Raw genomic sequence first — 1,149 nt, 5'->3', positions numbered from 1 at the left:
TGTCGGCTGCCGATTCGATGAGGTCGCCGAACGGTCCCTTCGGCTGTTGCGGTGTCGGGCCCAGCTGCTTGAGGATCGCGTTGATGGACTCGCGCAGTTGATCCCATTCGACGGGTACTTGGGTGTGTTCGATCGGGATCACCGCGTTGTCGGCCAGCACCGGCCCGCCGGTGTAGGGCGGTGACAGCTGGATGGTGCGCGAGGCGACCAGGCTGGGGTTGAGCACCGATGCGGTGGCCTGGGCGGGCACCTGGTATTTGTTGCTGTAGTGCAACGTGATTCGCATTGTGTCGCCGGCTGGTTCGATCTTGTCGATAGCTCCTACCCGTACGCCCATGATCTGCACCTTGTCGCCCGGATACAGCCCGGGAGCCTCCGGGAAGTACGCGACGACGGTGGTGGTGGTCAGCTTTTTATACAGCTGTGCTGCCGCGGCAACCATGCCGGCGGCCAGCGCGAACGCCAAAGCCGCCACCATTGATCCGATCAGCCATGTCCTGCCGGGCAGCTTCGGCAGCCGCAGGTTGCGGATGTCGAAGATGGTGCTCACGTGTGGCTGCTTTCTTTAGCTGCCAAGGCTTCCTCCTCCGCCGCCGGGTTGGCTGTTTCCGCCTTGGCCGGGTGGGATGAACGGGACCGGCAGTTGCGGGCCGGGTCCCGGAGGTGCCGGTGGATACGGCGCCGCCGGCGGCGGCGGCGCAGCTGCCCCGGGGTTTGCGGGTGTCGGGCCGGCCACCGGGCCCAGCGGCTCGGTGCGTGCCCCCGGCGGCGCGTCGGTCGGCAGCGGTACCGGGGTGCCCGCCACATCGGGCGGGGTCTGGGCGGGTCGACCGGCCACCGGCAGTCCCGGTGTGGCCGGCGGGCCGTTGGGGTTCGGCGGCGACGTCAACACATCCGGGAGGCTGGCCGGGTATGGCCCGTTGGGTCCGAACGGGCCCAGGTTCTGATCGAGGCCCGCGCAGGGCAGCGGGTTTTGCGGGGTGCCGAACACGCCGGCGGCCGGGGCGTACGAGCACGGCGAACCCGGCGCCACCGCCGGCCCGGGATGCTCTGGGGTGCCCTCGGCCAGCGGCGGCGCCGGCGGCGGCGCGCCGTTGGACCGGCGGGTGCCGTTCGGGTCGGGGTAGCGAAACGCCGGCAGCCCGGCGT

General features: G+C 70.7%; 1 protein-coding gene and 1 pseudogene. Both read right to left on the bottom strand.

What is annotated here, in order from left to right; genetic code table 11:
• Positions 1–478, bottom strand: a 478-nt coding sequence (locus AC2VOP_RS04115) for an MCE family protein (RefSeq protein ID WP_486959789.1), incomplete at its 3' end; no start/stop codon positions are given.
• Positions 479–565: 87 nt separating this feature from the next.
• Positions 566–1,149, bottom strand: a pseudogene (locus tag AC2VOP_RS04110) (mammalian cell entry protein); the annotation flags it as partial.

The sequence above is a fragment of the Mycobacterium sp. TH-M106 genome, assembly GCF_057473765.1.
The sequence above is the reverse complement of the archived record's forward strand: the minus strand, read 5'-3'. Positions and strand labels throughout refer to the sequence as shown.